The sequence below is a fragment of the Clostridium puniceum genome, from assembly GCF_002006345.1.
In the GTDB taxonomy this organism is placed as follows: domain Bacteria; phylum Bacillota; class Clostridia; order Clostridiales; family Clostridiaceae; genus Clostridium; species Clostridium puniceum.
The window spans coordinates 1-21,217 of sequence record NZ_LZZM01000080.1 but is presented as its reverse complement, the minus strand read 5'-3'; the positions used below and the strand labels follow the sequence as shown (position 1 = coordinate 21,217).

The following is a 21,217-nucleotide window of genomic DNA, read 5'->3' as shown; positions in this document are numbered from 1 at the left end:
AAAAATAATAAGTTGCAATTAAGGGAGGATGTGGAATGAATATTGAAGTTTATAATAAAATAAATAAAAAAAACATTAAGAAAGCACGTCAAAAATTAGTTGATAAAAAGGAAAAGCAAAATTTTCGTGCACTTATAAATATGCATAAAATAAAAAATGAAAAGTATTATGATGTATATGCGATAGCTGTTAAAATATCACGTGGAGAAAGTGTTAGTTCAGATGAATTAAAATATATAAGAGAACATGCACCAGGTATTTTAGAAGATGCAAGAAAAGAATTTAGAGAAAACTTGGAAAAAGAAAAAAATGAGTAATAAAATGCTTGCAATTTATTTTGTATGTGCTATAATAAATATTGTAATAAAAAAGGTTTTTAATAGATAAGTACATTTCTCCTTTTAGAGAATTATATGGATCGAAATTAATCTTTGGAATAAAAGGAGGAATTTAGTAATGGAAGATAAAACTTTAGTATGTAAAGATTGTGGAAATGAATTCATATTCACAGTTGGAGAACAAGAATTCTACAAAGAAAAAGGTTTTGAAAATGACCCAGTAAGATGTGCTGATTGTAGAAGAGCTAGAAAGCAACAAAATAACAGAAGATAATTTTAGTTATTTCAAGAGTTATAATATTTTTATTATAACTCTTTTTTATGCAAAAAAATAATTTAAATTTCTGCTTGACAAAAATTTGATTATTTAATATACTTTTGGGAAATAAAGGCAATGAAGAGAAGAGTAGTTATTTTAGAAGCTTACAGAGAGTTCCTGTTGCTGAAATGGAACAGTGGAAATTTTAACGAAACAAGTCTTGGAGCTGCATACGGATCTTATTTAAACATATTAATAAAATAACCAGCTAATGATGTAAAGTCGAGTTATTAAGTGAAGAAAAATTGTTGCATCAATGGAGCTGCTTAGTGAAAATGCTAGTGAAGTATAACATAAACAGTATATCAAGCTAAATGTTATTTTATGAATATATATTAATGAATAAGTGATACTATGACGTTTGTTCACGTTACAGAACTAAAGTATAATTTGTACTTGATAAGGTTAGTATGGAGACATACTGATGAAATAGGGTGGTACCGCGATATAAATTCGCCCCTACAAATTATTGTAGGAGGTGTTTTTTTTTATACGTTTTTTTAATATATAAATCAGTTATAAAATTTTTATGATATGAAAGGTTGACGAAAAATTAGCGTTAGATGAAAAAGATGACAATTTAAAATTCGAATGAGACAGCAACAAAGCTGCTTTTAAGTTTTTAGTTGCGCTTTTTTAGATATGTATATTTTGAGGAGTGTTGGTTATGGAAGAATGGAAACTGAAACGACCTATATTTCCTAAAAAAGCTGTTATAACCGCAGGTATGCCGTATGGAAATAAAGAATTACACTTTGGTCATGCTGGTGGGATGTTTGTGCATGCAGATACTTTTGCAAGGTTTTTAAGAGATAGAATTGGACATGAAAATGTTATATTTGTATCAGGAACCGATTGTTATGGATCAGCTATATCAGTAAAATATAGAAAACTTGTAGATGAAAATAATTATGAAGGAACTATAGAGGATTATGTCCGTGAAAATCATGAAAAACAAAAAGATGTATTAGAGAAATACGAAATGTAATAAATTGGTATTTGGAATTAGATAAATATAATGAAATATTAAATGAAAGAGTAAATTACCTAAAAATGCATTCTAATTGGCGTAAATACTCATTAAACACAATTGAAGAATTTTTGAAGCTGCCAATTATATATGTAAAACGTAAGCAATTAAAAGATATTTCAGATTTAAATGATAAGTTACCGAAGTATACAATTATTGATGAACCAAAGAAGCCGTATATATCTTTATACATGCATTTCATGCTGTAAGAACTTCAATTACTTTAATTCATCCTATTGTTCCAAGTAGTTGCGAAATGGTAAGGGAATATCTAAATGTAAATGAACAAATTTGGAGTTGGGATTACATTTTTAAATCAATAGATACATTTGTGGAAGATTTAAGTACACATAAACTTAAATATTTAGAACCTAGAATTGACTTCTTTAAAAAGCATGAAAGTCAAATTACAAATTAATACATTTTTGCGATGTTTATGTTTATGAATTATACAAACAATGTTTAAAAATAATTAGAAATTATTAAAAGATTATTGTAAAATGATATATTTATTATTTTACAATAACCTTTTATTTTGCGCATATTTGACAAAATTCTCTAATATTATACAATTGTTCTTAGAGAGGGGATAGTAATAATGAAAAAAACTAAAAAAGCATTAAGTATACTAATAACTGCATTATTTTCAATGTTTTTATTTTCATGTGCAAAACCAGTAACAACAGAAAATATAAAAATTCATTATATAGATGTTGGGCAAGGAGATAGTGAATTAATTCAAATTGGAGATAAAAATATTCTAATAGACGCAGGTACTTCTGATAAAAAAGCTTTAGATTATCTTAAAGCTATAGGAATTAAGAAAATTGATTATGCAATTGCCACACATCCACATGAGGATCATATTGGCAGTATGGATGATGTTATAAAAGCTTTTGATATTGGAACTTTCTATGCACCTAAGGCAACTGCAACAACAAAGACATTTGAAAATATGGTAAAAGCTTTAAAAGCAAAGAATTTAAAGATGACAGTGCCAAAGGTCGGAGAAGAAATTACTATAGAAAATGCTACATTAACGTTTTTAGCACCTAGTAGTGAAAACTATGAAGATTTAAATAATTATTCTATAGTGGTTAAATTAAAGTATGGAAATAATTCATTTATATTCATGGGAGATGCAGAAGATGTAAGTGAAGGTGAAATATTGCAAAAGCAATTAGATATTAAAGCTGATGTCCTTAAGGTAGGGCATCATGGAAGTCGTTCTTCAACAACTCAAGGATTTTTAGATAAGGTAAATCCTAAATATGCAGTAATAAGTTGTGAAAAAGATAATGATTATGGTCATCCACATAAAGAGACTTTAACTAAAATTAATAGTAAGAATATTAGTGTGTTTAGAACAGATTTAAACGGTACAATAATAGCTACAAGTAATGGAAAGGAAATTTCTTTTAATGTAAAGCCTGTGGATAAAGCTTCTGATGTTCCAGGAACTGCAAAGAAAAAATAGGATAAAGATGTAAACAGTAGTAGAATTATTTTACTACTGTTTTTGGTTGTTTAAGAAAAGCTTTGAATTGATTTTATAAATACTTTCATTTGTAATAGGTTTAATTAGCAAACCTTACAAATTTGTAAGGCAGCTGAAATATAATTCAATATGATAAATCTGCAAAAGGGTTTAGAATTTAATCATAGGATTAAGTAATTTTAACTATATGAAAAATTAGGAGGAAAAGTTATGGAGAATATATTAAATGTACAAAATGTAGAAAAGTATTATGGAAATAAAGAAAATGTGACAAAAGCACTTGATAATATAAGCTTTAGAGTAGAAAAAGGTGAGTTTGTTGGTATAATGGGACCATCAGGAAGTGGAAAGACAACGCTTCTAAATTGTATATCAACAATAGATAATGTTACAACAGGAGCTATTGAAATTGACTCGGATGATATTACAAGATTAAAAAGCAAGAAATTAGAAAAATTCAGAAGAGATAAATTAGGATTTATATTTCAAGATTTTAATTTATTAGATACATTAACAGCGTATGAAAATATTGCATTAGCATTAACTATAGGTGGTAAAAAAGGAAAAGAAGTTGATGAATTAGTTAAAAAGTCAGCTAAAAGTTTAGATATATCGGAAGTTTTAGAAAAATATCCATATCAAATGTCAGGAGGTCAAAAGCAAAGAGTAGCAGCTGCTAGAGCAATAGTTAATAATCCAAAACTCATTTTAGCAGATGAACCTACTGGAGCTTTAGATTCAAAATCGGCTAAATTACTTTTAAATTCAATTGAAAAATTAAATGAAGAATTAGAAGCAACTATTTTAATGGTAACCCATGATGCTTTTACTGCAAGCTATGCTCATAGGATATTATTTATAAAGGATGGTAAGATTTTTAATGAATTAATTAGAGGAGAAGATTCTAGAAAAGATTTCTTCAATAAAATAATAGATATTGTAACTCTTCTTGGAGGTGACTCTAAAGATGTATTCTAAAATGGCTTTAAATAATGTAAAGAAAAGTTTTAAAGATTATACTATTTATTTTTTAACATTAACCTTTGCAGTATGTATATTTTATAGTTTCAATTCAATTGATTCACAATCTGTAATGGCCGATATGAATAAAGGTCAAAGAGAATATGTTAAAATCATGGGACAAATGATTTCTATAATATCTATTGGTGTATCTGTTATTTTAGGAGGACTGATAATATATGCAACAAAATTCTTAATTAATAGAAGAAAAAAAGAATTTGGTATATATATGATTCTAGGCATGAGTAAAAGAACGATGTCAAGTATATTATTTTTTGAAACACTGTATATAGGAATAATATCCTTAGTAGCAGGATTGTTGCTCGGAATGTTATTTGCACAAATATTATCAATATTTACCGCTAAACTTTTTGCGGTGCAAATGACAAAATATAGTTTTGTTATTTCAACTAGTGCGATTTTGAAGACTATTTTATACTTTGGAATAATGTATTTATTGGTTATGGTATTTAATGTGGTTATTGTTTCAAGATATAAGTTAATAGATTTATTATGTGCAAGTAGGAAAAATGAAAAAGTTAAGACAAAGAATTCTTATTTATCAACATTTGTATTGATTCTTTCAATGATTATGCTTAGCTATGGTTATTATTTAGTAAATATAGTTGGATTAAATTTTTACGATAATAGGTTTAAAATGTCTATTGTACTTGGAATTATAGGAACAGCACTTTTCTTTTATGGAATTGCATCAGTTATATTTTTTATACTTCAAAAGAATAATAATATATATTTAAGTGAATTAAATATTTTTATTATACGACAAATCTCAAGCAAATTTAATACTAATTTTATTTCAATGACAATAATCTGCTTAATGCTATTTGTGACAATAGGAACTTTATCAACTGGAGTTAGTGTAAAAAATTCCTTAGAAGATAATCTAGTAAATCAAACACCATTTGATGCTTCCATAAGGGTGGTTGATAAAAATAGTAATATTATTTCGCCAATTGATGCTTTAAAAAAAGCTAATTATGACTTAGAGAGTAATTCTAAATACGTTATAATTAACACATACGAACATGATGCAAGCAGTAAAGAATTATTAAGCAAATATGCAGCAACGGAGGATGAAAAACAAATATTAAATTTTAAAATGTTTGAGAAATTGAGTATGTTTAAGATATCTGAATATAATGAAATTAGAAAATTAAAAGGTGAAGATTCTATAAATTTAAAAGAGGATGAAATATTAATATCTTCTAATTATGAGCCATTAAAGAAAATTTTAAAGGACTTTATTGAAAAAGAAAATTCAATAAAAATAGGAGATAAAGAATTAAAAATAAAAGAAAAGAAAATTCAAACTGAAGCTGTTTCAACATCACCTACAAGTGATATTATGTTCACTTTGATTGTGCCTGATAATTTAGTGAGTGGATTAAAAGTAGGTGAGCAATTATTGGATCTAAATTTTTCGGGTAGCAATAAAGAACAGGCAAAAAAAGAACTGACTACTATATTAAATAATTTTGTTTACAATATTGGTAATGCTGAAAAAGTAGATTATATTATTGAAGGTGGAACTAGAGAGATGGCATACGAGGCTAGTAGAGGATTATCTGCAATAATATTATTCATAGCTGTATATATGGGAATAGTATTTCTACTTGCAAGTGCAGCAGTCCTTGCCCTCCAACAATTATCACAATGCAATGAATCAATGGAAAGATATAAGTCATTAAGAAAAATTGGTGCAACTAAGAGAATGATTAATAAAAGTATATTTAAACAAGTTGCAATATTTTTTGCAATGCCATTGGCACTTTCTATAGTTCATTCATATGTTGGAATTAATGTAGTAAATAATTATTTGATAGCTTTAGGTTCAGCAAGCCAGTTAAAATCAATCTTAGTAACAACTTTAATAATGGTTATTGTTTATGGTGGGTATTTATATGCAACATATATAGCTTATAGAAATATAGCTAATAATGAATATAAGTAAGACTCCGAATCTATGATTTGGTTAGTCGAACTTATTCAGCAAACGAATGTGAGTCGAGTTTCCTCTAAGACTCCAAATCTATGATTTGGTTAGTCGAACTTACTCAGCGAACGAATGTGAGTCGGGTTTCCGCTAAGATTAAAAAAGTTAATGCCCCAATTTTACATTTGAAGGTTTGATTTTCAGGATAAAATTGAATATTAAATAAGGTTATTAAAAGTCTTTTGTATAGGTGTGAATTATGTATCTATACAAAAGACTTTTATTAATTAAATTTAAAACAATTAATTATTATACAATATATTTACTATAAAATCAATGAAATTATCGTAAAAGGTGTAAAAATAGTAGTGAAAAGATAAAATGCATGAAAAAAATGCACTTGAGACTAAAATAGCGTACTTTAAGAAAAAAGTATTTAGTTATTTAAAATATTAGAGAATATTTCATAAGGTAAGCGAAAAAGTGTTGAAATTAAAAAAAATATAGGAAAGAAAACCATTTGATACATAAAAATGGAAGCAAAATTAAATGTGATTCAAATAAATGACAAAAAATACTATTTAAGGAAGAATGTATTAAAATTAAATTGATTAATATTATAGAAGGATACAAAGGAGCAAGTAGTTTAAATGAAAATAAAAAGGGTAGAGCATATAAAAGTTAAGAATTTAGAAGTTAAAATTACTTTTAATAGCACGTATAGTGAAGTGAGATAAGCATAATAGACGTTTAATTTAACATCTATTTTAATTATAAATATTAGGGGAAGGACGGAAAAATGGGGAGCATAAACAAGAAATTTGTGATTTTAGTAGACCTAATCAGAAACATAAATATATTAAATATAACATTAATTCTCACAATAGGATTATCATTTTTAAAGATTAACAAATATATTATATTTATACTTGTAATGTTAATAGCAGTTGTATTAGCAGAAATAACACAAAAAACAATAGTGAAATATCTAGGTGATAATAAGTCAATATTACAAAGCAAAGTTTTTATTTTTTTTACAGTTTTTCTAAATTTAGCATTTTTAGTATATTATTTTTTAAAAAAAGACTATGAGATGGTGATTTTGTTAATTACATTTTTTTGTGGATATGCATTGTGGAGAAAATTGATGAATAGAAAAAGTAAAGATTAGATTTATTATGGAGAAAAGATATGGGTGAAAAGGAAAAGAATTTTTTGGGGTTCTTAGTTTTATTTATTTCAATAGTAATATTTGTTGTAGTGACTTCTTATACAATTGATTTTGACATGATTAAGGTAAATGGATTAGCCAATAAAATGATGAACTATTTAAATGAGAATCAATATGAAGAGTTTTTTAAAAATTTAGAGTATGATAATTTTTCAAGACTAGATAGATTTACAGAATATCAAGAAAATATAAATCAAATACTTGGAGAGATGACAAATTACAAAAATATTGGAACTTATAGAAATAAAAATGCCAATGGAGAAGATTTTATATTAATAGAATATGATGCGAATTTTTCAAAGATTCCAGATAAAACTGTAAAAATAAATTTAATATTTATATATAAAAACAGTGATTGGAGGGCTTCCGAATATAAAGTTGGATTAGGAAATATAAACAATGATGTTGAATTAGTAAAAGATATAAATTATATAAATTATAATTTAAAAGAAGAAACCAAAGAGGTTGATGAAGCACGAAAATTAGTTAATAGTGTTGTACAAGATTATGATAATGAGGATTATAAACAAATATATAAAATATTAAATAATGAATTGAAAGGAAAGGGGGATGAGAGTGAATTTATTAGTTATTTGGAAAGTCAGCATAATAAGTATGATAAAATTTCTAATGCTAAATTTAATGGATATGAAATAGGAAAAGATAAAACAGAATATAAGTTTTATTATTATATCAAGGATGAAAATGATAAAAATATATACATAATATTTTGGGTTCAAATAAAAGATAAATCATATTTATTAGGAATTAGCTTCAGTGAAAATGTATGGTAAATAATTAGGAGATAAATTATAAAATTTAAAAATTTTATAATTTATCAATACAAATATTTTAGATATTAAAATATATGGAAGGTAATGGAGAGAATTTTGGAAGAGTATAATATGAAAATTAAAAAAGAAGAAAAAGGAAATTTTGTTGAAGATAAGTTGCCCGAAATCACATTAGATTGCTTAAAGAAAATAAAATCCACATTCGTGGTATTGAATAATAGTTTTTTTACTATAAGTGACAAAAATTTAGTGGTTTTGAAGTGCTTTATAAGTAAGAATTCGGATATTAATATAACTAAATTTTTGCCTTTAATAGGAAGCAGTTTAAAGGAAGAATCTTATGGTAAAACATCTATACTCTATGCAAGTATAAAAAATGAAACAGTTAAAATTAGTAATAAATTGAAGAATAAAAAAGGAATTATCACTGTAGATTCGATTGCAACACCAATAAAATATAAAAATCAAATAATTGGCTATATAAGTCTTACAACAATGAATACTGAACTGTTAAAGATATTACATATATTCATGGAAAGCTTGTGTTTAAATATAGAAAGGGAGCTTGAAAAAGCTTTTATTAAAGAAGAGTTAATTAAATATTTACGTTTAATAAACATAGAATCAAAAGCACAACTTGAAAATTACTTGTCAGATAAAGAAACATTAGTTACAAAGTACCTGTTAATGTCATATTCAAATATCGAGATTGCAGATACACTTTCCATTTCAGAATCAACTGTTAAAACGTACTTAAGGAGAATATATGAAAAATTAGGAACAAGTAATAGGATTGATACTGCTATTGCAATAATATGTGGAAATATCTTGGAAAAGTTATAACATAATAGAAAGGTGAGTTAAATGTCATTTTATACAAAATTAAAAATAGTTTTAATTATGATTATTTCAATAATGGTTTCATTTTTTACATATACATATCTTAAAAATTTAAAGGATAATGTAACAGTTGTAATTGCGATGCAAGATATAGATGCCCATACAATAATAAAACCAGAGATGATACAAGAAGTTGAAATAAGTAGAAAAGATAAAGAAATTTTAGCAAAAGATGGTTTTGCAACAAAAATAGAACTTGAAAATGCTATTTCAAACGTAAAAATAGAAAAAAATAAAGTGATAATTAAAAATGAAGATGTAATTGCGGGAACAAAAGAAGAGATGATTGAAAAAAAAGCAATGTTAGAAAATGGTGAGATTAATAATTCATATTTTGTTTCAGATAATAAGAGAATTACTACCGTATCATTAGATTCAGAAGGTGCGGTAGGAAATAAATTGAATATAGGTGATTATGTCGACGTTATTTTTTCACTTACAGGAGATGAAAAAACTAGTTTTTCTGCGACTATTATGCAGCATGTTGAGATATATGATATAGAGGGTAGTGGAAGTTTAGAAGCAGCGAAGAACATATCACTGATTGTAACTCCACAACAAGCAGCAGATATTACATATGCTAAAAGACAAGGAAAAGTTGATTTGGCTCTTGATTCTTTAAATGGTAATAGCCAAACAGTTTCTATTTCTAATATAGATAAATTAAAAGAATCAGTAAATTCTAAATAGTATGTAGGTAGATAATTAAAAGCCAATGCAGACAATATAAATAAAGATAATTAGTGAAATTTAAACTAGATGGAGAAAGAAGTATGAATATGGATGTAAGCAAAAAAAATAAATTAATTGTATTTTATTCACCACAGGGAGGAGCAGGAAAATCAACGCTAGCAGTAAATACGTCAATTTTTTCGGCAATGTTTGGCTCTAAAACGCTGTTAGTGGACATGTCGATATATGGGAGCGTGGTATCTTCGTTGAAAATTCAGCAAAGTGGTAATTTGGGATTAACCTCTGTTATTACCCTACTTGATTTGGATAAAGGGACAACTGCTTCTTCTAATCTTAATGAAGTCATTAAAAATTCAATTCGAGAAAATATACCTGTAGATAATTTGGATGTTATCATTAGTGCCAATCCTATAAAAATGGAAGCTATGAATGAAAATTATACAAAGAAATTAATGGAAGCTATAAGAAGTCTTAATTATGACAATATTATTATAGACACATCATCAGAACTTAATGAAAAAAATTTCACATTACTAGAAATGGCTGATTACGTTGTAATGCCTCTAATACAAGATATTTCATGTGGATGGAAGACGGTTTTATTTAAAGAAATATCAGAAAGATATATTGCAAATAGCGATAAGATTGGGTTAATTGTAAACAAATGTAATAAGTATTCTGGATTTAATAATACAGAATTTGAAAGTGAAATTGGCTATAAGGTTATTGGTGAAATTCCATTATTCCTAAAAAAGTATCAAAATTATGTTAATGAAGGTATATCAATTAACTTAATAAAAAATAAAAAAGCGTATAAAAGCTTTTCTAATGCAGCAAAACATATTTTAGAAAATGTTAAGTAATGAAGGAGGGCTATATGAGTGTTGAAAATTTAATTAAGATAAGACAACTAGAATTTGAAAATAGTATTAATGAAAGTTCTAATTTTGTTGAAAATAAAATCGAGGCAATTGATGATAAAAATGAAAGTAAGTTGTTAATAGAAAAAAAAATTAGAGAAAAAATTATTGAAAATTATAGTTTTAATGAGATTAATTCCATTGAAAAATTTAGCATAATAAGAAATGCGGCCTGGTCCATGATAGAAGAGGAAATAGATAAGAATAATTTTTCTATTTATTTAGATTCATATGATAAAGCAGAAATAATAGAACAAGTAATTCACACAATTTTTGGGTATGGAGTATTAGATCCTTTGATATCTGATCCTTCTATAACTGAAATAATGGTGAATGGTGTTAATAAAATTTTTGTTGAAAGGAATGGAGTTATTGAAAGGGTAGAGAATAAGAGTGGCGAATTTTTAAAATTTAATAATAATGATGAATTATTAAATGTTATAGAAAAAATAGTTGCTCCGATTAATAGAAAAGTTGATGAAAGTAATCCTATAGTGGATGCAAGGCTTCCAAATGGATTTAGAGTTAATATATTATTAAGTCCTATATCATTAGAAGGTCACATTATTACAATAAGGAAATTTCCAGAGTCACCTTACACAATAGAAAAATTAGTTGATTTTGGAATGCTGCCAAGTAAAGTAGCTAATTTTCTTGAGAAATTAGTAAAAAGTAAGTACAACATTATCGTTTCAGGAGGAACAGGTGCAGGAAAAACTACATTTTTAAATGCTCTAAGTAATTTCATTGACGGAAATGAAAGAGTTATTACTATAGAAGATGCAGCAGAATTAAAGTTATCTAGCTTGAATAATATTGTAAGATTAGAGACTAGACCTCCTAATATAGAAGGAAATGGAGAAATAACAATGAGAGAACTTGTTAGAAGTGCTCTTAGAATGAGACCAGATAGAATAATTGTTGGAGAAGTTAGAGGAGGTGAGGCTTTAGACATGTTACAGGCCATGAATACTGGACATGATGGATCATTATCCACTGGACATGCCAATTCATCTATAGATATGCTTATGAGACTTGAAACCATGGTATTAATGGCAGGAATAGATTTACCATTGATATCCATAAGACAACAAATAGCATCAGCTGTAGATTTAATTATACATTTGAATAAATTACAGGATGGAAAGAGGAGATTAGTTGAGGTAACTGAAATATTGGGAGTAAATGAGGAGGGATATATAACACAAAATATTTTTGAATTTAAAAGATATTACAATAATGAAAATGGAATTGGAAATTTACAATATACCGGAAGTGCAATGAAAAACTTGAATAAGTTGGAATTCGCAGGTATACATTTTGATGAATTAATGAATGAATAGATATGGAGGAAAAAATATGTTGAATAAATTAATCTTAAAGTTTTATATAAAGGGATATAATTTTATAAAAAACGATAATAAAGGACAATCTTTGGTGGAATACGGTTTAATAATAGCACTAATAGCAATAGTTGCAATAGCGCTGCTTACAGATATAGGCAAAGGTATAACACATACTTTCGAAAAAATAAAGGGCGCACTTCCAACTAGTTAATGAATATGAAAATATATTTTAACAAGAAAAAGTTAATTAATAGTAAAGGGCAATCTTTAGCTGAGCTTGCAATTACATTACCGTTAATTTTAATGTTAATATTTACAATGATGGCTTTTGGCTTTTATATTTACGATATGACTGTATATACTTTTGCATCAAATAAAGCATTAGATAAGGGGATAGGTATAGTGATTTCTGGAAAGTTATCACAAGCTGATATTGAAGATATTAGAAGCGACGCATTAAATTATGCAAGTAAAGCAGTATTTGTATCTAAGCCTAATATAGAGGTTAAAAATGAAGAAAATAAATCTTTAGGGGAAACAAGATTAACAGTATCAGTAGAAAGTAAATATAATTTTAGTATTTCCTTTGTTAACAATATATTGGGGAGTGAGCCTAAAGTATTATCTAAAAATACATATATCTACAAATCGTCGTAAAGGGGTAGATTTTTATGAAGTGTAACTTTAAAAATAACAAAGGAAATACATTAGTTTTGGTATGTGCTGCACTACCAATGCTTATAGGAGTTATTGGATTATGTATAGATGGAAGCTTAATGGTATATTATCAAACCAGATTAATGGCTGCAACTAAGTTTGCAGCTGTATCTGCTTCTTCACATAATAAAATTGTCCAAGAAAAAACTATAATTAATGCAACTGAAGATCAAGTTAGAAGTGCTCTTATAGAAAATTTTAGTCAAGCAAAATTAATAAGTTTTACTATTAATCCAGCCTCCAAAAATAAATGTACAGTTATTGCAGAAACGGAAGTAAATTTTGTTTTCATGAAAATGTTTCTGACTGATAGTAAAGATTACAAAAAAACAATACGTGAGAGTTACGATGTTACAAGAAAATAGCTTTAAATAGAATGGAGAATATGATGGAATCTTTAGTTATATCAATGTTCATAGGTATAATAATAATTGCCGTTTTTATACCAATAGATAAAATCAGAAGCAAAAAAAATTTGCATAAATTAATACTTTTTTTAAATCAACGAGAGTATAAGCCAAGAACTAATGCAGAGTCATTTAAAGATAGAGTTTTTATATTTGCTGAAAAGAAATACAAGAAACTTAATATAAAGATAAGTGAAGATAAGTATAATATGTATAAAAATAAATTAATGCTAGCAAATTTAAGTGATAAATTAAGTGTGGAATGTATTTTAGGAATGAAAATTTTAACTTCGATTTTAGTATTTTTGTATGTTGGTGTATTAGCAGCTATTGACGTTTCTTTAATGATGTTCATATTACTTATAATAGCAACAGTATTAGGGTATTGTTGCCCAGATAGTATGCTTAATATTAGAATAAAAAAAAGGCAGCAGCAATTGCAAAGGGAATTACCTAACGTTTTGAAAACTTTAGCAATAACTACAGAAGCTGGCTTAAACTTTTGGGAAGCCATTAAAAAAGTATGTGAGATAAAAAAAGGAGTTTTAATTGACGAATTTAAAAATATGTTAGATGAAATTAATATGGGGGCGTTACAAAAAGATGCTCTGATGAAACTTTCAGAAAGATGCGGAGTTACTGACATAACTATTTTTGTTTTTACAATAATGCAAAGTTTGGAAAAGGGTGCTAAAGGAGTAACTAAAGCTTTAAACGAACAAGCTAATGAAGTTTGGGAAATTAGAAAAAGTAAAGCAAAAGAATTGGGACAAAAAGCATCAGTTAAACTTTTCTTTTCAATGTTAATTTTTGTTTTTCCATGTTTATTAATTTTTTTACTTGGTCCAGCAGTTATGTCTATATTAAAGCTCTTTACAAATAACTAAGTGTACAAAAAAGGGGAGATAAAATGGAATTATTTTATATAAGCTTTTCTGCAGGAGCACTAACTTTTTTAGTTTTAAGTATAATTGAATATATAATACTGGGAGATAGAGGAAGAGAAAAGCAAATATCTAATTATTTTAAATATATTAAAGGCAATACTAGTACAGAAAAGAAAAAGAAAGTACAAATACTAAACAATAATCAGAATAGTAAAATATCAAAAAAAAAATATATTATATATGCAGTACCAGTGTGCATGTGTATTTTTGTAATTATTTACATATCGTCAAAATCAATTGTATTATCATTTATTATAAGTCTTTTAGGGGGAATATATCCTAAGGCAATAATAAGTAATAAAAATAAAAAGAGAAAGGAAATCCTTAACTTACAATTAAGGGATGCTTTAAATTCAATTGTGATGTCATTAAGAGCAGGTTTATCAATTAATAGTGCACTTATTAAGTGTTCAGAGGATTTGGAAAGGCTGTATTCATTAGCAAAAGAAAAACCTATGCTAGAGGAATTTAATAAAATAAAAAGTGATTTAAATATGGGAATGTCTGTTGATGAATCACTTGGGAATTATATGAAAAGAATGCAAATGGAGGATGTAAATGACTTTGTAAATTCTGTAATAATTGTTAGACAAAAGGGAGGTAATCTTGTCGAAGTAATGACAAATGTAACTCAAATGATTACTGATAAGCTTGCAATGAGAAGGGAAATTGGGACATTAATTGCAAGTAAAAAATTAGAAGCTAAAATAATGACATTAGTTCCAATATTTATAATAATAACTTTATCAATTTTTTCTTCAGATTATATGAAGCCTTTGTATGAATCCTTTATAGGGCAAATATTGATTGTTATGGGATTTATTTTTTTAGTGATAAATTATTTTGTTTCAAACAAAATAGTAGATATACAATTGTAAGATTACAATAAACTTATAGTGTATTTCACTTAAGTTAACTATAGTAAAAAATATAAATAATATAATTTTACAGAATAATAGAGAGTAATTAAAACTATTTATTAATATAAGGTAAAGGAAATGAAAAATATGAATATTTGGTTAATTGTAATTTTATTAGGTTTATTTATTGGAATTTGCATAGGTACGAAATTTTCTGAAAAAGAAAAATATTTGAAGCTAATTTATATTGCCATTAATTTTACTATACATATATTGCTATATAGTATGTATGGATTAACGCCTAAATGTATTCAAATGATATTTTTAAGTATTATTTTAAGCTACATAAGCGTTATTGATTTAAAGTATAATATTATTCCCAATAAAGTTATAGCTATAATTTTTATATTTGGAGTGCTTTTTAACATTATAAGTAATACAGTAGCAGTTAGAAATATGGTAATAGGATTTTTTATTATAAGTGTTCTATTACTCATTATTTCAATTATCCTCAAAGGCAGTATGGGTGGCGGTGATATAAAACTTATGGCAGCAGCAGGTGCATTTCTAGGCTGGGAAAAGATTGTTGTGGCATTTTTTATAGCGTCTTTAATTGCATCTATTACATCAATAATACTTATTCTTTTAAGAAGAATAAAAAGTAAAGATATGATACCATATGGACCATTTCTATCTATGGGAATTTTCATAACAGGTTTATATGGAGAAAAAATTATAAGTTGGTATATAGGAATTTAATAAATGAAAAAGTAAGATATGAGGGGAATTAATGGAGATAATAAATAAAAATAATAATAAACTTTTAGCTAACAGAGTTATTGAAGCAGGCACATTTATAACTAGATTAAAAGGACTAATGTTTGAAAAAAGACTGGAAGATAATACAGCAATGTTTATATATCCTTGCAACTCAGTTCATACTTATTTTATGAAGTTCTCTTTAGATATACTTTTTGTTTCTAAAGAATTTAAAGTTTTGCATTTAGTTGAAAATATGAAGCCAGGAAATATAAGTTGTTTCGTTAGAAAATCAATGGGGGTATTAGAATTGCCAGCAGGTACAATAAAAAAAACAAATACTAAAAAAGGTGATTTTTTGCATATGATCAATTAAATAACTAAGAAAATAATTTGAAAAATTTTCAAAAGTTGACCTAAAGGTGGACATACAAATAAAAAATAATATGATATCCTTGCTATATGTGTCACATAAATATTAAAAAATGAGGATAAATTTAACAAGGAGGGGTAAATTTGAAAAGAAAAAACGTATTATTTCAAAAGATATACTTTGTTTTAATTTCGATAATGTTATTTACGACTATGATAGCAGGAATACAAGCAATGGCTTCAACTAATAGTGCAGCAACGGATAGTGAAGAAAAAAAAGTACGTTGGGAAAGTACTACAAAGGATGGAGATATAAAAGCACCAGAAGGAGTAACCGGAGATGGCGGAAAGTGGGAGAGTTCAACCTATACACCATCAGATGGGAACATAAGTAGTGAAAATATAGAAAAAAAATCAATGAGTGCTGCAGAAGAATATGGAGCAATAGCAGCAGGATTAATGGGGTTACTAGCCATAAGCGCAGCTAAAAGTGGAGCAGCATCAATGCCAGAGGTATCAGAAGGAAATGGAATATGGGTACCAGAAGCAGATAGAGATGCGGTAACAAAAATGATAAATAAGGCAGCAAGTAAAGAGTATTACATAGATGCTAATGGCTTTGTAAAAGAGGTACCAGGAGCAGCAGAAAATTTAAATAAATCAAGTACATACTCATCAGTGTTAGATAGATTAATAAATGGAGATGAAAAAGTAGTAATAGGTGTAAATGATGGCTGGGTATCATATGGGAAAAATGGTCTAGAAGCAAATGCCTTTACAGGAGACAATAGTGGTATAACAATAGGAGACAATTGGACATCACAAGTAGTAATGGTAACTGGAAAAGATACAGTAGGGTCAAGTGCAGATATAACATTAGCTCATGAATTGACACATGCATTAAGAGGTGAATTAGGGCTAAAAAGCATAAATACAGGTGGAGGAATAAATCATGATGAAGAAGCCAGTACTATTGAAGTAGAAAACAGGATTAGAAAAGAACTAGGATATGCATTAAGAACAGATGGAGATAGTGTTGATGGTGGAGATGAAAGTTACGGAAATTATAATAATGCTTCAGAAGAAAAAGGCTGGTATGACAATATAGATAAATTGGAAGGCAGTAAAACATTAGCAGGTAATGCATATTCAAAGCTTGCTTCTTATGGTGCACCAGGTAGTAACTATGGTCCAGCTCATCCAGATGCACCCCATGTGACTATTGATGTTCCTAGCAAGGAAGCTGTTGAAGTTATTAATGAAATAAAAAAACGTAAAAAGAAAAGACGACGTCCAAAATCAGATTCTGGCTCTAGTGAAGCGGGTTATAATTATGATGAGTCAGATTGGGATGATGTTGTAGAAAGTGTTGAATATACATTAGATAAATGGGATGATGATAATGACTACAAATGGGATTGGGGCACGTTTTGGGATTCAGGTAATAAGATTTCAAATAAAGAGGCAGAAACTGTTCGATCAGAAGTACAATCAGCAGTTTCAAAATATATAGCAGAAGACCTTGGTACTCATGATACATATTCTTTACATGAGATATTTAAATCTAGCAGTAAGGGAAACGCAAAGTGGAAGCAAGGCAATGATGGTAGTTGGTATTATTATGTTAAAGGAGAAAAGAAAACAGGATGGATACAAGACAAAGGAAAATGGTATTATTTAAATTCCAACGGTAAAATGGAAACTGGGTGGGTAAAAGACAATAAAGATTGGTATTATTTAGATACTGATGGCAAAATGGTAACAGATGACTGGAAACAAGATCAATATGGAAAATGGTATTACTTAGATACTAATGGTAAAATGGCAACAGACAAATGGAAAAAAGGTAAAGATGGCTACTTTTATTGTTTAGATTCTAGTGGTAATATGGTAAAAGAAAACTGGGTACAAGACAAAGGAAAATGGTATTACTTAAATCCTAAAGGGCAAATGTTAACAGGGTGGCAAGAAATTAATAATCAAGAGTACTTTTTTGATTGGTCTACTGGTGAAATGAAAACAGGGCTTATAAAAGACGGTGATGGCAAACTGTATAATTTAGACGATGATAGTGGCGCAGTAAAAACAGGATGGATGAAAAAAGATGATGATACATGGTATTATTTTGGTGGGGATGATGGTGAAAGTATAACTGGATGGATAAATGATAATGGTACAAGCTATTATTTAGATGAAAATGGTAATATAAAAACAGGGTGGTTCCAGTATGGTGAATCATGGTACTATTTGGACAGTGATAGTGGTGTAATGCAAACAGGATGGAAGCAATATGGAGATTCATGGTATTACTTTAATCCTAGAGGTGACATGAAAAAAGGGTGGTTAGAGGAAAAGGGTAACTGGTACTATTTAAATTCTGAAGGGGAAATGTTAACAGATACATGGATACCAGATGAAGAAAATAGTGAGGAATGGCACTATGTAGGATCTGATGGTATAATGCAAATTGATGAAGAGATAGATGAGATTGATGACATTTATGAGATTTATGAAGGTGGTTTAATTGAAGTACTGCCAATTAAAGTTACTGATGGAGCAGCCGTAACTTATGATGGATTTGAACTTCCTGATGGGAATAACGATAACACAATAGTTGCTAGACTTTCCAATGGCACAAGTGCCTATATATTTAAGAGTGTGAATGCATTTCTTAAATTCGAGGCGCTTAATAGTATGGGAGAAAATAATGGTGAAGCAGGTGTTATATATGTAACGGAGGAACAAGAGGAACTTGCAGATGCAGGAGCTGATATTTTAACTGGTGAATTTGCTGGGAATTTTGTTCCAATTATAGTTAATGGGATAAAAGCATACAAAAGTCTTAAGACTGGTGAAATAATATATAGTAAAAGTTTTAGTGCTAATAGTGGAGTAGGAGATGCTTTTGAGGGGGCAGGTGAAGCTGGCTGGGATATGTTGAAAGGCGGAGGTTATATTAATGGACGAAGATATTCCCAACATGCTATGGAAAGAATGGCGCCTGATACACCACAAGTTAGAGCAGAACTAGAGAAAATCGCAGCCGATTTAGCAAAGGGAAAGGGATTAGAACCACAAACAAAGGCATATTCAGATTTTGTAAAGAAATATGTCGACCCAAGAAATATACCTCCAAGTGCAATTGAAGATGCAATTAAGAATACTACTTCAGCACCGGGTAAGTATGCCGATACATTTATACATGAAACTGGGGATGTAACAGTTGTAGTAAATGGAGTTGGAGATGTAATAACTGTAATACCAAAATAAAGGAGTAATAACATGTATATTAAATATGATGAATTTGAATTATTAGAGTTGTTTTGTAATGAACCTGTTAGCATTGGAGAATTAGAAGCTGGTGAGCTTATTTATTCTTTAAATGATAATAAAGGATTTGAAATAGTTATGTCCATGGACGTATACAGAAAAATATGTGAAATAACAATAACCTATCAACAATTAACAGTTTTTACTTGTAAGATTGAAAATGTAGAATGTATTAATAAAGTAAATGATGAAATGGTGATAAATAACAAAGAAAAAAGCATACTAAAAGTTAAATTTAAAAAGCAAATTGGGGTTGAGTTATTGTAGAAAAACTCAAAATAATCTCAATACAAAACATAGGAAAAACTAACTTAAAAAGTTTTTAGGTGGGTAATAACATTACAAATTGATTAAGCTCAATAACTATGCAAAACAAAAACACTGCATAATTCAAATTCTGTAGTAAGTTTGCAGACTACCACATGAAAATTATACTCTAAAAACTGCAAACAGCCATCAAAAAGAGGTTCTATCACTAGTTACTACACATTCAGCAAAAACTTCTTTTGATGGCGAATTCAAGCTAATAGTAAAACTCTAATGGATGCTAATGAAGTATCTATTGGAGTTTTTCTTTCTAAGGGCTAAGTTGGATATAATAGGACATAGCTTGGGCGTACTTTGGACGTAGGAAATTTAGTAAAATCAATAACTTGGGTGTATAGGTCTAAGTTTGAAGGTAATTCAGCTATAGAAAAAAATACTCAATAATAAAATGAACTTGATTGAGATTACACCCTTGCGACCAAACTTAGTTGTATCAACGGTTTGCTATGACCCCAATATAACCAATTTGTGACCTAGATAGAACCTAAAAATAAAAAATCAAGACTAACATTGGATAATAATTTCCTTTGTTAGTCTTTTCTTTTGCCTAAAAATAACAATGAAAGGAAGAGAAATAATGATAAAAATAGTAGAAGAATTCAAAACACACATAATGGAGGATGGAAAAAGTACTAATACAATACAAAGCTATGTAGGAGATGTAACAGCATTTCTAAAATATCTTGGAACAATGGGAGTAGAATTTGACGGAATACTAAAAAGGTTCTACATCACCAGCTATAAAAATTATCTCATTAATAATAGCTATGAGCCTGCTACTATCAATAAGAAAGTCAATAGTATTGGAGTTTTCAATAATTTTCTAATATCAAAAGGATACATGCAAGAAAATGTAATTAATTTGAAAAAAGATAGGGTGAAAATAGCTGTAGGTTCAGAGCATCAAGTGGAAGTATATTCAGATAATCAGCTAGAAAGGCTTCAATTCTATATTCAAAATCAAAAGAAAATAAGCATAAGGGATAAGATGATAATTCAACTTCTAATGTTCACAGGGGTAAGGGTTAGTGAACTTTGTGACATCAAGTTAAAGAATATAGATTTCCTAATTAGTCAAATAAAAATCATTGGTAATGGAGGTAAAGTAAGAGAAGTTCCAGCAAAATTTGAAGTAATGGACAATATAGAAGAATATATTTCTGAGAGGAATAATAGTCCATACAAAGATTCTGAATATCTAATATTGGGACAAAGAGGAGCAATTCAAAGAGATGCAGTAAACACACTTCTTGAAAAACACACGTTGATAGGCAATTTTGAAATGAAACTAAAACCTCATACCTTTAGACATACCTTCTGTACGAGGCTTTTTATATCCAAATTAGGCAAGAAAGAGAAAAGACCATTAGGAATACCTAATATTGAAGACCGCATTATTCAAGAATGCATAAGAATGGTTATAGAACCTATTTTAGAAGCACAATTCTTTGAGCA

Annotated in this window: 22 protein-coding genes and 1 pseudogene; all 23 read left to right on the top strand. The window is 28.1% G+C overall.

Translation table 11 applies throughout. The features are described 5' to 3' along the window. The first annotated feature begins 35 nt into the window (after positions 1–35). Positions 36–317 carry a hypothetical protein gene (locus CLPUN_RS06335; RefSeq protein ID WP_077846475.1) on the top strand — a complete coding sequence of 94 codons (282 nt, stop codon included), beginning with the start codon at positions 36–38 and terminating at the stop codon, positions 315–317. A 139-nt stretch (positions 318–456) separates the two neighbouring features. Beyond that, positions 457–612, top strand: a complete 156-nt coding sequence (locus CLPUN_RS06330) for a zinc-ribbon domain-containing protein (RefSeq protein WP_077846474.1) — start codon at positions 457–459, stop codon at positions 610–612. Positions 613–732: 120 nt separating this feature from the next. Then, positions 733–861, top strand: a complete 129-nt coding sequence (locus tag CLPUN_RS29125; RefSeq protein WP_278281605.1) for a hypothetical protein — start codon at positions 733–735, stop codon at positions 859–861. 463 nt (positions 862–1,324) lie between these two features. Further along, a pseudogene (locus CLPUN_RS29565) lies at positions 1,325–1,872 on the top strand (class I tRNA ligase family protein); the annotation flags it as partial. Between the two features lie 413 nt (positions 1,873–2,285). Next, a complete protein-coding gene (locus CLPUN_RS06320; protein WP_077846473.1) occupies positions 2,286–3,164 on the top strand; it encodes a ComEC/Rec2 family competence protein in 879 nt (292 codons plus the stop codon). Between the two features lie 231 nt (positions 3,165–3,395). Beyond that, positions 3,396–4,163 (top strand): ABC transporter ATP-binding protein, encoded by a 768-nt coding sequence (locus tag CLPUN_RS06315; protein ID WP_077846472.1) that lies wholly within the window; start codon positions 3,396–3,398, stop codon positions 4,161–4,163. Then, positions 4,153–6,177, top strand: coding sequence for an ABC transporter permease (locus tag CLPUN_RS06310; RefSeq protein ID WP_077846471.1), 2,025 nt, complete (start codon positions 4,153–4,155; stop codon positions 6,175–6,177). Before CLPUN_RS06315 ends, CLPUN_RS06310 begins: the two co-directional genes overlap by 11 nt. Positions 6,178–6,958: 781 nt before the next feature. Continuing rightward, complete coding sequence (locus CLPUN_RS06305; protein ID WP_077846470.1) at positions 6,959–7,330, top strand: hypothetical protein; 372 nt, start codon at positions 6,959–6,961, stop codon at positions 7,328–7,330. A 20-nt stretch (positions 7,331–7,350) separates the two neighbouring features. Then, the gene (locus CLPUN_RS06300) at positions 7,351–8,184 is read left to right on the top strand and encodes a hypothetical protein (protein ID WP_077846469.1); all 834 of its coding nucleotides are present in this window, start codon (positions 7,351–7,353) and stop codon (positions 8,182–8,184) included. Positions 8,185–8,295: 111 nt separating this feature from the next. Next, positions 8,296–9,027: a helix-turn-helix domain-containing protein gene (locus tag CLPUN_RS06295; RefSeq protein ID WP_077846532.1), complete on the top strand. Its 732-nt coding sequence runs from the start codon at positions 8,296–8,298 to the stop codon at positions 9,025–9,027. Between the two features lie 21 nt (positions 9,028–9,048). Continuing rightward, positions 9,049–9,774 carry a Flp pilus assembly protein CpaB gene (gene cpaB, locus CLPUN_RS06290; protein WP_077846468.1) on the top strand — a complete coding sequence of 242 codons (726 nt, stop codon included), beginning with the start codon at positions 9,049–9,051 and terminating at the stop codon, positions 9,772–9,774. 83 nt (positions 9,775–9,857) lie between these two features. Beyond that, entirely contained in the window at positions 9,858–10,640 is a 783-nt protein-coding gene (locus CLPUN_RS06285; protein WP_077846467.1) for a CpaE/TadZ family protein, read from the top strand. A gap of 14 nt (positions 10,641–10,654) precedes the next feature. Beyond that, entirely contained in the window at positions 10,655–12,040 is a 1,386-nt protein-coding gene (locus CLPUN_RS06280; RefSeq protein WP_077846466.1) for a TadA family conjugal transfer-associated ATPase, read from the top strand. Between the two features lie 16 nt (positions 12,041–12,056). Then, positions 12,057–12,254: a Flp family type IVb pilin gene (locus CLPUN_RS06275; RefSeq protein WP_077846465.1), complete on the top strand. Its 198-nt coding sequence runs from the start codon at positions 12,057–12,059 to the stop codon at positions 12,252–12,254. A gap of 5 nt (positions 12,255–12,259) precedes the next feature. Beyond that, positions 12,260–12,700, top strand: a complete 441-nt coding sequence (locus CLPUN_RS06270) for a TadE family protein (protein ID WP_242954061.1) — start codon at positions 12,260–12,262, stop codon at positions 12,698–12,700. 14 nt (positions 12,701–12,714) lie between these two features. Then, positions 12,715–13,125, top strand: coding sequence for a Tad domain-containing protein (locus CLPUN_RS06265; protein ID WP_077846464.1), 411 nt, complete (start codon positions 12,715–12,717; stop codon positions 13,123–13,125). A gap of 23 nt (positions 13,126–13,148) precedes the next feature. Continuing rightward, a complete protein-coding gene (locus tag CLPUN_RS06260) occupies positions 13,149–14,054 on the top strand; it encodes a type II secretion system F family protein (RefSeq protein ID WP_077846463.1) in 906 nt (301 codons plus the stop codon). A 23-nt stretch (positions 14,055–14,077) separates the two neighbouring features. Continuing rightward, entirely contained in the window at positions 14,078–14,992 is a 915-nt protein-coding gene (locus tag CLPUN_RS06255) for a type II secretion system F family protein (protein ID WP_077846462.1), read from the top strand. Positions 14,993–15,121: 129 nt separating this feature from the next. Then, positions 15,122–15,733, top strand: a complete 612-nt coding sequence (locus CLPUN_RS06250; RefSeq protein ID WP_077846461.1) for a prepilin peptidase — start codon at positions 15,122–15,124, stop codon at positions 15,731–15,733. 31 nt (positions 15,734–15,764) lie between these two features. Then, entirely contained in the window at positions 15,765–16,109 is a 345-nt protein-coding gene (locus CLPUN_RS06245) for a DUF192 domain-containing protein (protein ID WP_077846460.1), read from the top strand. Between the two features lie 140 nt (positions 16,110–16,249). Beyond that, entirely contained in the window at positions 16,250–19,375 is a 3,126-nt protein-coding gene (locus tag CLPUN_RS06240) for a hypothetical protein (RefSeq protein WP_077846459.1), read from the top strand. A 12-nt stretch (positions 19,376–19,387) separates the two neighbouring features. Then, complete coding sequence (locus CLPUN_RS06235; protein ID WP_077846458.1) at positions 19,388–19,702, top strand: hypothetical protein; 315 nt, start codon at positions 19,388–19,390, stop codon at positions 19,700–19,702. A 637-nt stretch (positions 19,703–20,339) separates the two neighbouring features. Next, the coding region (locus CLPUN_RS06230) for a tyrosine-type recombinase/integrase (protein WP_242954060.1) at positions 20,340–21,217 on the top strand (878 nt) is incomplete at its 3' end.

What these genes read in the sequence shown, in the direction of transcription:
- CLPUN_RS06330 (WP_077846474.1), top strand. Translation starts at nt 457, where the DNA reads ATGGAAGATAAAACTTTAGTATGTAAAGATTGTGGAAATGAATTCATA.
- CLPUN_RS06310 (WP_077846471.1), top strand. Translation starts at nt 4,153, where the DNA reads ATGTATTCTAAAATGGCTTTAAATAATGTAAAGAAAAGTTTTAAAGAT.
- CLPUN_RS06320 (WP_077846473.1), top strand. Translation starts at nt 2,286, where the DNA reads ATGAAAAAAACTAAAAAAGCATTAAGTATACTAATAACTGCATTATTT.
- CLPUN_RS06280 (WP_077846466.1), top strand. Translation starts at nt 10,655, where the DNA reads ATGAGTGTTGAAAATTTAATTAAGATAAGACAACTAGAATTTGAAAAT.
- CLPUN_RS06295 (WP_077846532.1), top strand. Translation starts at nt 8,296, where the DNA reads ATGAAAATTAAAAAAGAAGAAAAAGGAAATTTTGTTGAAGATAAGTTG.
- CLPUN_RS06285 (WP_077846467.1), top strand. Translation starts at nt 9,858, where the DNA reads ATGAATATGGATGTAAGCAAAAAAAATAAATTAATTGTATTTTATTCA.
- CLPUN_RS06255 (WP_077846462.1), top strand. Translation starts at nt 14,078, where the DNA reads ATGGAATTATTTTATATAAGCTTTTCTGCAGGAGCACTAACTTTTTTA.
- CLPUN_RS06265 (WP_077846464.1), top strand. Translation starts at nt 12,715, where the DNA reads ATGAAGTGTAACTTTAAAAATAACAAAGGAAATACATTAGTTTTGGTA.
- CLPUN_RS06300 (WP_077846469.1), top strand. Translation starts at nt 7,351, where the DNA reads ATGGGTGAAAAGGAAAAGAATTTTTTGGGGTTCTTAGTTTTATTTATT.
- CLPUN_RS06235 (WP_077846458.1), top strand. Translation starts at nt 19,388, where the DNA reads ATGTATATTAAATATGATGAATTTGAATTATTAGAGTTGTTTTGTAAT.
- CLPUN_RS06335 (WP_077846475.1), top strand. Translation starts at nt 36, where the DNA reads ATGAATATTGAAGTTTATAATAAAATAAATAAAAAAAACATTAAGAAA.
- CLPUN_RS06270 (WP_242954061.1), top strand. Translation starts at nt 12,260, where the DNA reads ATGAAAATATATTTTAACAAGAAAAAGTTAATTAATAGTAAAGGGCAA.
- CLPUN_RS29125 (WP_278281605.1), top strand. Translation starts at nt 733, where the DNA reads ATGAAGAGAAGAGTAGTTATTTTAGAAGCTTACAGAGAGTTCCTGTTG.
- cpaB (WP_077846468.1), top strand. Translation starts at nt 9,049, where the DNA reads ATGTCATTTTATACAAAATTAAAAATAGTTTTAATTATGATTATTTCA.
- CLPUN_RS06305 (WP_077846470.1), top strand. Translation starts at nt 6,959, where the DNA reads ATGGGGAGCATAAACAAGAAATTTGTGATTTTAGTAGACCTAATCAGA.
- CLPUN_RS06315 (WP_077846472.1), top strand. Translation starts at nt 3,396, where the DNA reads ATGGAGAATATATTAAATGTACAAAATGTAGAAAAGTATTATGGAAAT.
- CLPUN_RS06250 (WP_077846461.1), top strand. Translation starts at nt 15,122, where the DNA reads ATGAATATTTGGTTAATTGTAATTTTATTAGGTTTATTTATTGGAATT.
- CLPUN_RS06275 (WP_077846465.1), top strand. Translation starts at nt 12,057, where the DNA reads ATGTTGAATAAATTAATCTTAAAGTTTTATATAAAGGGATATAATTTT.
- CLPUN_RS06245 (WP_077846460.1), top strand. Translation starts at nt 15,765, where the DNA reads ATGGAGATAATAAATAAAAATAATAATAAACTTTTAGCTAACAGAGTT.
- CLPUN_RS06260 (WP_077846463.1), top strand. Translation starts at nt 13,149, where the DNA reads ATGGAATCTTTAGTTATATCAATGTTCATAGGTATAATAATAATTGCC.